The organism is Actinacidiphila sp. bgisy160 (assembly GCF_057707815.1).
In genome coordinates this window covers 103,685-111,777 of sequence record NZ_JBYIQW010000022.1, presented here as the reverse complement: position 1 = coordinate 111,777, position 8,093 = coordinate 103,685, and the positions used below count along the sequence as shown (strand labels likewise).

Below are 8,093 nucleotides of genomic sequence, written 5' to 3'. Positions count from 1 at the left end.
AAGGTTGTGTCCGGCCCCGCGGGGCCGTGCGTGGCGCGGTGGGGGCTCAACCGCCGTCGGTGAGGCGCTTGGTCAACAGGAAGTCGGTGACTCCCGGCGGATAGTCGGGTACCGCGGCGACGACCCTGTACCCCAGGCCCTCGTAGAACCTCGGCGCCTGGAAGTCCCAGGTGCTGACACGGGCATGGAGGCAGCCGCGGTCGCGTCCGATGGCCTCGGCCCGGCGGACCAGTTCGCCGCCCACACCCCTGCCGCGGGCGGACTCCGCGACCCAGAGCAGGTCGATGTGGAGCCAGCGGGCCCAGGTGTGGCCGGCGAGACCGCCGGCCAGGCTCCACCCTCGTCCAGAGCGTGGACGTCGACGCCGAGTTCCCGGTCCGCGTCCGTGGCGCGCATCGATGCCAGCACCGGCGACACCGCTGTGTTGGAAGCCCGCAGCCGCTGCCGAAGCTCCGCGCGCCGTTGTTCGTCCACCGCTGTGGAAAACCGCACCATGGGTCACAGCCTGGCACGTTCAGGGGGAACTTCGTCCCGCAAGTTTTTCCATTCGGGCGCCTTTGTCTCTTCCTGCCCCTACGCTTTTTGGCAGCGCCGGTGGGGGCCGGCGGCATCAGGGGGCGAGACACAAGGGTTCGGCACCTGGTTGGGGACGGCTGCTAGCCCGGCGGCGTGCGGCGTCCGCTCCAGGTGCCGGACCTCCGTGCACATCGACCTCATCCGTGGGGGGAAGTGCCGAATGCCGGGAGTGGGGCCCGTGGGACGAATCCGCGTTCTCGTCGTCGACGACCACCGCATCTTCGCCGAATCGCTCGCGGCCGCCCTCGCGGCCGAACCCGATGTCGACGTCTCGGCCGCGGGGAGCGGGGCGGCCGCCCAGCGCTGCCTGGAACGCGCGGCCTCCGACGGCCGCCGCTACGACGTACTGCTGGTCGACGCCGACCTCGGGACGACCTCCGCCATGGGGGTCCGGATGATGGGTACGCCCAAGGCCGCCCCCCTGGGCGCGGCCGACGGCGGCGCCGCCGGACTGGACGGCATCGCCCTGGTGGAGCGTGTACGGTCCGAACACCCCGCCACCCGGACGGTCGTGCTCGCCGAGCGCGACGACGCGCGCCGCGCCGCCCGGGCGCTACAGGCGGGTGCCTCCGGCTGGGTCGCAAAGGACTGCTCGCTGTCCCGGCTGCTGGCCGTGATGCGTGGCGTCCTGCGCGACGAGACACATCTGCCGCCGGCCCTGCTCACCGGCGTGCTGCGGGAGTTGACCGCCGCGCGCCGGCACCGGACGGAGAGTGAGCGGCTCGTGGAGTCGCTCACCCCGCGCGAGCAGGAGGTGCTGCGCTGCATGGTGGCGGGCCTGGGCCGCAAGGCGGTCGCCGAGCGGCTGTACCTGTCACCGCACACGGTCCGCACCCACATGCAGAACGTACTTGGCAAGCTGGGCGTGCACTCGACGCTGGCCGCCGTGGCACTGGCCCGGCGGGCCGGGGTGCCCCCGGTGGACGGCGAGGGCGGCCGCGTGGGTTCGGCGGCCCCTGTCCAGCACGCCTGACGGTACGGCGCGCGGCGGATCGCCCTCCCCGCGACCGGGGAGAGCGACCCGCCGGGTCACCGCGGATACCCGCGGTTATTCACCGCCGACGCCGGTGGCCGGCGCCGAGCGGCTGGTGTCACGGTCATTGGGACGGTCGCGCTGACCGTTCTCCTGACCGCGGTCATTGAGGCCGTCGAACGGGTCGCGCTTGCTGTCGGCACGGTTGTTGTCGGTGCGGTTGTTGTCGGTGCGGCCTGTGTCGGTGCGGCCTGTGTCGGTGCGGCCTGTGTCGGCGTGGTTGTTGTCGGTGCGGCCTGTGTCGGTGCGGCCTGTGTCGGCGTGGTTGTTGTCGGTGCGGCCTGTGTCGGCACGGTTGTTGCCAGTGCGGGAGTTGTCGGCGTGGTTGTTGCCGCCGCGGCCGTTGTCACCGCGGCCGTCGAAGGGGTCGCCGCGGTTGTCACCGCGGTCGTCGAAAGGGTCGCTGTCATTCCCGCCGCGGCCGTTGCCCCCGTGGTTGCCCCCGTGGTTGCCCCCCTGGTTGCCGCCGCGGCCGTTGCCGCGGCAGTTGAAGCCGGGGCCGCCGACGAAGCCAGGCGCACCGATGAAACCGGGGCCGGCGATACCGCCGACGCTACCGGGAGCACCGACGAAGCCGGCGCCACCGATACCGCCAACACCGCCGACGAGGCCGGGTCCGGCGATACCGCCGACGCCACCGACACCGCCCACGAAGCCGGGACCGCCGACGCCACCGACACCGCCCACGAAGCCGGGACCGCCGACGCCACCGACACCGCCCACGAAGCCGGGACCGCCGACGCCACCGACACCGCCCACGAAGCCGGGACCGCCGACGCCACCACGGCCGCCGCCGGGGCCGTCGCTGCGCTTGGCGAGGGCGACGCTGTTCAGGGGCTCCTCGGCGCGGTTGTCCTCGCGGAACGGGTCCTCCACGCCGTTGAAGCGTTCGTCGCCGCGGCCGTGCTCACGGCCGCCGCGCCCGTTGTTGCGGCAGAAGACGCCGCCGATCCCGCCGATCCCGCCGACGAAGCCGGGGACGCCGATGCCTCCGACCCCGCCGATGCCGCCGACGCCGCCGATGCCGCCGACGCCGCCGCCGACGCCGCCGACGCCGCCGACGCCGCCGACGCCGCCGACGCCGCCGATCCCGCCGGTGCCGCTGCACCAGCCAGGCGCCGGGCCGACGTTGGCGACGAAGCGGGCCGAGGACCAGGCCCAGTAGTTGCCGCTGAGCTGGTACCAGCGCGGGTTGCCGGCGATGGTGCTGCCCACGGACTTGCAGACGATGGCCACCAGGGCGTTGAAGGGGATGACGCCGACGCTGGGGAATTGGACGCCCGGTCCGCTGCGGACGCGCAGACCCGTACGGGCGACGACGCGGCCCTGGAACAGGGCCGCGTTGGGGGAGCGTGCGGACTTCACCGCTACTTCACGGGACAGGTCCCGAAGGCGCTCCGAAGGGGAAACGAGTTCACTTTGGCCGTCCGGACCAGGAGGGGCAGGCACCCCGGCGGCAGGCCGGCCGTCGGTGGCGAAGGCGGTGCCCATGGTGCCGATGGCGAGGGTGCCGGCCAAGGCGCCGGTCACCGCGGTTGCGGCTATCTTGCTTGCGCGGGTGTGCAGAGTCATCTGCATCTCCAAGGTGGAGCGGGACCCGGCGGGGTCCAGGGAAATGGAAGCCGGACGCGCCCCGACTGCCTTCCACTTGACGTTGTCGGAATGTGGTGCGCCGGCAGCCGCAAAAGTGGCCATTTGAGCCTTTAAGCGGCGTTCACGGACATCACGCTAAGTGCGCCACTTTGTGTACGCAACCGGTGGCGGAGCGTGGTCGTTTGTGATCATTCCCTGGAGGTTACGCCGGGTAATCGACGTCAGCCGGGCACGTTGTCGAAGGGCGCGGTCAACTGTCGGAGCAAGTTCGCGAGTTCTCCCCGCTGGCGGCTGGAGAGCTCGCCGAGGATGGCTCGCTCCTGGGTCAGCAGGCCCGCCAGGGCCTGGTCCGCCCGGTCCCGTCCCTCCGGGGTGAGCCGTACGAGGACGCCGCGCCGGTCCGAGGGGTCGGGCAGTCGCTCCACGAGCCCCTTCTTGGCGAGCCGGTCGATCCGGTTGGTCATCGTCCCCGAGGTGACCAGTGTCTGGGTCAGCAGTTGCCCGGGGGAGAGCTGGTAGGGCGCGCCCGCGCGGCGCAGGGAGGTGAGGACGTCGAACTCCCAGGGCTCCAGGCCGTGCTCGGAGAACGCCAGCCGACGGGCCCGGTCCAGGTGTCTCGCCAGCCTGCTGACCCGGCTGAGCACCTCGAGTGGTTCGACGTCGAGGTCAGGGCGCTCCCTGCGCCACGCAGCGACCAGCCGATCGACCTCGTCCTCCATGGAGATCAGTGTAGTGGTTGTGTCGACGTGAAGTCTCTTGACGTCAAGAGATTAGCTCTGGAACCTTGTGGGCAATGTCGGCGGCAGGAAGAGAACCATCTCTCGCCAGGGAGTTCGAACACATGCCAGCAGCAGCCTGGGATCCCCAGCAGTACCTCCGCCACTCCACCCACCGCACCCGCCCCTTCCACGACCTGCTGACCCGGATACCGGAGCTGCCCGGCGCGAGCCCGCGGATCGCGGACGTCGGCTGCGGTCCCGGCAACGTGACCGCCCTGCTCGCGCAGCGCTGGCCCGGCGCCCGGATCACCGGTCTGGACAGCTCCGCCGAGATGCTGGAGGCCGCCCGGGCCCACGAGGGCCCCACCGCCGGGGGCGGCAGCCTCACCTTCCGCGCCGCCGACGCCGCCCACTGGATCCCCGACGGCACCTACGACCTGATCATCTCCAACGCCGCCCTGCAGTGGGTCGAGGGCCACGCCGACCGCTTCCCCCTCTGGGTCGAGCACCTCGCCCCCGGCGGCGTCCTCGCCTTCCAGGTCCCCGGCAACTTCACCTCGCCCAGTCACGCACTGCTCGGCGACCTCTGCGACTCCCCGGCCTGGCGCGACCGCCTCGGCGACGGCCACGGCCGCCGCTACGTCCACATCCTGCAGCCCCCCGACTACCTGGAGCGCCTCATCGAGATCCCCGAGGTCGAGGTGGACGTCGACGTCTGGGAGACCACCTACGTACAGCTCCTGCAGGGCGAGGACGCGGTGCTCGAATGGACCAAGGGAACGGCGCTTCGCCCCGTGCTGACCGCCCTGGAGGGCGACCCGGAAGCCGCCGGGGAGTTCCTCGGCCAGTACCGCGACCTGCTGCGCAAGGCCTATCCGGCGGGGCCGCACGGCACCGTCTTCCCCTTCCGGCGGATCTTCGCCGTCGCGCGGAAGGCGGGGTGATCCCGTTGATCACCGCCCTCGACCACGTCCAGCTCGCCGCCCCGCCCGGCTCCGAGGAGATCCTGCGCGCCTTCTACGCGGGGGTCCTGGGGATGAGTGAGGTCCCCAAGCCGCCGGTACTCGCCGCCCGGGGCGGCTGCTGGTTCGCCGCGGGCCCGGTCCAGCTGCACATCGGCGTGGAGGAGGACTTCCGCCCCGCGCGGAAGGCTCATCCGGGTTTACGGGTCAGCGGCATCGAGGCCTACGCGGACCGGCTGGAGTCCCGTGGCGCCGCGGTCGTCTGGAACGGTGACCTGCCGGGCCACCGCCGCTTCTGCACCGACGACCCGTTCGGCAACCGACTGGAGTTCCTGGAGTCCGTCGATCCCGCCTGACACCCCGGCGGCGCGTCACCAGCACGGCACCCGCGCCCACCAGCAGCAGCGCGCCGACGGTGATGCCACCGACCTGCGCGCCGGTTTCGGCCAGCCCGCCGGCCTCCGTGCCGGAGTCCGTGGCGGACGGGGCCGCGGTCGCGGAGGCCGAGCCGTTCGGCTGCTCACCGGACTCCGGAGCGGAGGCGGACGGCGAGGCGGAACCGGCGGGCGACTGCGAGGCGGACGGCGACGCGGAGCCGGAGGGCTGCGTCCCGGTGCCGCCGTTCTGCTCGCCGCCGTTCTCCCCGCCGCCGTTCTCCCCGCCGTTGTCGGCGCAGTCGACCCAGAAGACCTTGTGCTTGGCCCGGCCGTGCTCCTCGTCGAAGTTCCAGAAGAGCTTGTAGTGGCCGTCGGGGAGGGCGATGTCCTGTGTGCGCTCGTGGCCCGAACCGTCGAGGGTCAGCGAGCCGGACTTCACCGTCTCGCCCTTGTCCCCGTCGGTCGGCGACCACCGCTCGATGTGCCAGTCGGCCTGCTGGGCACCGTCGAAGCGGAAACCGTCGAGGTAGAAGGTGCAGACGTGCGGCTCGTTCTTGTGGAGCTCCTCGCCGGTCTTCGCGTCGTGGATCTTCACATTGCCGTTGTCGCCGGGGGCGTTGTGCGCGAGCGCGGCGGGAGCGAGCAGCACGGACGCTGCCAGGGCCACCGTCGCCGCGCACGCCGTAGTGAGGGCGCGCATGGGCGTACCACCTGAGGGAGTGAATGACGGAATGCGGGGGGAGGTGGCCAGATTCCAACGGCCTTCCGCCCCACGTCAAGAAACACCTGTCCCATTGGTCCCGGAGCGTCACGACTGCCCCATAGATCCGGGGTAACGATAGCGCCACGCGCCTTCACAGGGTGAGGAAGGCCGCCCCCAGGAGCGCCGCACCGGCCAGGGCGGCGGTCCAGGCGGTGCGCGGCCGGCGCAGACCTCCGGCCAGGACCAGGGATACGAGGAGCAGGGCACCGCCCAGCGGGATCCAGGCGTGCAGCACACCGGCGAGTCCGGTGCGCACCACGGCGTCGGTGCCGGGCTTCACCGCGACCGGTATCCGCTCGCCGGTGCGGTGGGTGACCGCCTTGTCGATCGTCACCTTCCCGCGCACGGAGCCGAGGCCCTTGGGCACGAAGGGCCCGGTGCAGGTGTCGCCGCCACAGGCGGAGACCGTCATCGTGCCCTGCTCGCGGCCCTTGGTGAGCATGACGTGCTGGGCTGTCTTCCACGAGGTCCACACCCCGGCCGCCAGCATGACCAGGATCAGCGCGCTCAGCAGGACGATACGGCCGACCAGCAGCAGCCCCCAGGCGCTCTCGGCGGTGCGGCGGGCGAGACTCCGTTTGACCATGCGGGCGATCCTTGGCCATTGCGTGGCGCTCGGTCAACCTTTCGCCAGTCAACCGTTGTAGGTGCCCTGCGCCCGCTCCAGCCCGTCGCAGATGAGCGACTCGACAGCGTCAGCGGCCCGGTCCACGAACCACTCCAGTTCCTTGCGCTCGGCGGCGGAGAAGTCCTTGAGGACGAAGTCCGCGACCTGCATCCGCCCCGGCGGGCGCCCGATACCGCAGCGCACGCGCAGGTAATCGGGGCCGAGGGACTTGGTGATCGACTTCAGGCCGTTGTGGCCGTTGTCGCCGCCGCCCTTCTTCAGGCGCAGGGTGGCGTAGTCGATGTCCAACTCGTCGTGCACCGCGATGATGTTGCCGAGCGGCACCTTGTAGAAGTCGCGCAGCGCCGTAACCGGGCCGCCGGAAAGGTTCATGTACGTCATCGGCTTGGCCAGCACGACGCGGCGGCCGCCGACGCGTCCCTCGACGACCTGGGACCGGCTCTTGTGGGTCTTGAAGCGCCCGCCGATCCGCTCGGCGAGCAGGTCGGCGACCATGAAGCCGATGTTGTGCCGGTTGCCGGCGTATTCCGGTCCGGGGTTGCCCAGGCCGGCCACCAGCCAGGGTCCCTCGGGGGCGCTTTCCGCTGCGCTCATGCTCATGGCGTCCATTCAACAGGACCGCCGCCCCGCTCCTCGCGGAGCGGGGCGGCGGCCGGGAACCGCGTGCTGCCGTACTTACTCGCCGGCGGCCTCGGCGGCCTCGCCCTCGGCGGCCTCGCCCTCGGCGGGAGCCTCGGCCTGGGCCGCGACGACCTGCAGGACGACGGTGTCCTCGTCGACGGCCAGGGTGGTGCCCTTGGGGAGCGGGATGTCCTTGGCGAGGACGGAGGTACCGGCCTCCAGGCCCTCGATGGAGACAGTGACGCCGTCGGGGATGTGGGTCGCCTCGGCCTCGACCGGCAGCGCGTTGAGCACATGCTCCAGCAGGTTGCCGCCCGGGGCGAGCTCGCCCTCGGTGCTGACCACGACCTCGACGGTGACCTTCTCGCCGCGCTTGACGGCGAGCAGGTCGACGTGCTCCAGGAAGCCCTTCAGCGGGTCGCGCTGCACGGCCTTGGGGATGACCAGCTCGGTGCCGTCACCCTCGATGTCCAGGCTGATCAGGACGTTGGGGGTACGCAGGGCGAGGAGCAGCTCGTGCCCCGGCAGGGCGACGTGCTTGGGGTCCTGGCCGTGGCCGTAGATGACACCGGGAACCTGGTGCGAGCGGCGGATGCGGCGGGCGGCGCCCTTGCCGAACTCGGTGCGCAGCTGCGCGGAGATCTTCACCTCGGACATGGGGATCACACTCCTCGTGATGACGACGGGACTCAGGTCGGTCGCCCGGCCCACGACGGGCCGTTCCACTTACGAGGAGCGCGTCGATAACGGAGTGTGCCGCGCAAACGCGGACGGCCTCCCTCGCCGAGCAACTCGCTGAGTCTACCCGGCGGGGAGGCCGC

General features: G+C 71.7%; 9 protein-coding genes. 3 read left to right on the top strand and 6 right to left on the bottom strand.

Annotated elements, in window-relative coordinates; translation table 11 throughout:
* Positions 1-46 precede the first annotated feature (46 nt).
* Positions 47-502, bottom strand: a complete 456-nt coding sequence (locus AC3EUJ_RS19255; RefSeq protein WP_431962896.1) for a GNAT family N-acetyltransferase — start codon at positions 500-502, stop codon at positions 47-49.
* A gap of 234 nt (positions 503-736) precedes the next feature.
* Between AC3EUJ_RS19255 and AC3EUJ_RS19250 the strand changes: the two genes are divergently transcribed.
* On the top strand, positions 737-1,549 hold the full coding sequence (locus AC3EUJ_RS19250; RefSeq protein WP_431962894.1) for a LuxR C-terminal-related transcriptional regulator: 813 nt from the start codon (positions 737-739) through the stop codon (positions 1,547-1,549).
* Between the two features lie 75 nt (positions 1,550-1,624).
* Here AC3EUJ_RS19250 and AC3EUJ_RS19245 read toward each other — a convergent pair whose 3' ends face one another.
* Both AC3EUJ_RS19245 and AC3EUJ_RS19240 read right to left on the bottom strand, forming a co-directional pair.
* Positions 1,625-3,181: an SH3 domain-containing protein gene (locus AC3EUJ_RS19245; RefSeq protein WP_431962892.1), complete on the bottom strand. Its 1,557-nt coding sequence runs from the start codon at positions 3,179-3,181 to the stop codon at positions 1,625-1,627.
* Positions 3,182-3,423: 242 nt separating this feature from the next.
* Entirely contained in the window at positions 3,424-3,921 is a 498-nt protein-coding gene (locus AC3EUJ_RS19240; RefSeq protein WP_431962890.1) for a MarR family winged helix-turn-helix transcriptional regulator, read from the bottom strand.
* A gap of 122 nt (positions 3,922-4,043) precedes the next feature.
* Here AC3EUJ_RS19240 and AC3EUJ_RS19235 point away from each other — a divergent pair, with 122 nt between their 5' ends.
* On the top strand, positions 4,044-4,865 hold the full coding sequence (locus AC3EUJ_RS19235; protein ID WP_431962889.1) for a trans-aconitate 2-methyltransferase: 822 nt from the start codon (positions 4,044-4,046) through the stop codon (positions 4,863-4,865).
* 5 nt (positions 4,866-4,870) lie between these two features.
* Entirely contained in the window at positions 4,871-5,239 is a 369-nt protein-coding gene (locus AC3EUJ_RS19230; RefSeq protein ID WP_431962912.1) for a VOC family protein, read from the top strand.
* A gap of 875 nt (positions 5,240-6,114) precedes the next feature.
* Here AC3EUJ_RS19230 and AC3EUJ_RS19225 read toward each other — a convergent pair.
* From AC3EUJ_RS19225 to AC3EUJ_RS19215, 3 genes are all read right to left on the bottom strand, one after another.
* On the bottom strand, positions 6,115-6,609 hold the full coding sequence (locus tag AC3EUJ_RS19225) for a hypothetical protein (protein WP_431962887.1): 495 nt from the start codon (positions 6,607-6,609) through the stop codon (positions 6,115-6,117).
* 48 nt (positions 6,610-6,657) lie between these two features.
* Entirely contained in the window at positions 6,658-7,260 is a 603-nt protein-coding gene (gene pth, locus AC3EUJ_RS19220; protein ID WP_488180964.1) for an aminoacyl-tRNA hydrolase, read from the bottom strand.
* Positions 7,261-7,326: 66 nt separating this feature from the next.
* Entirely contained in the window at positions 7,327-7,929 is a 603-nt protein-coding gene (locus AC3EUJ_RS19215; RefSeq protein WP_431962883.1) for a 50S ribosomal protein L25/general stress protein Ctc, read from the bottom strand.
* Between the last annotated feature and the right edge of the window lie 164 nt (positions 7,930-8,093).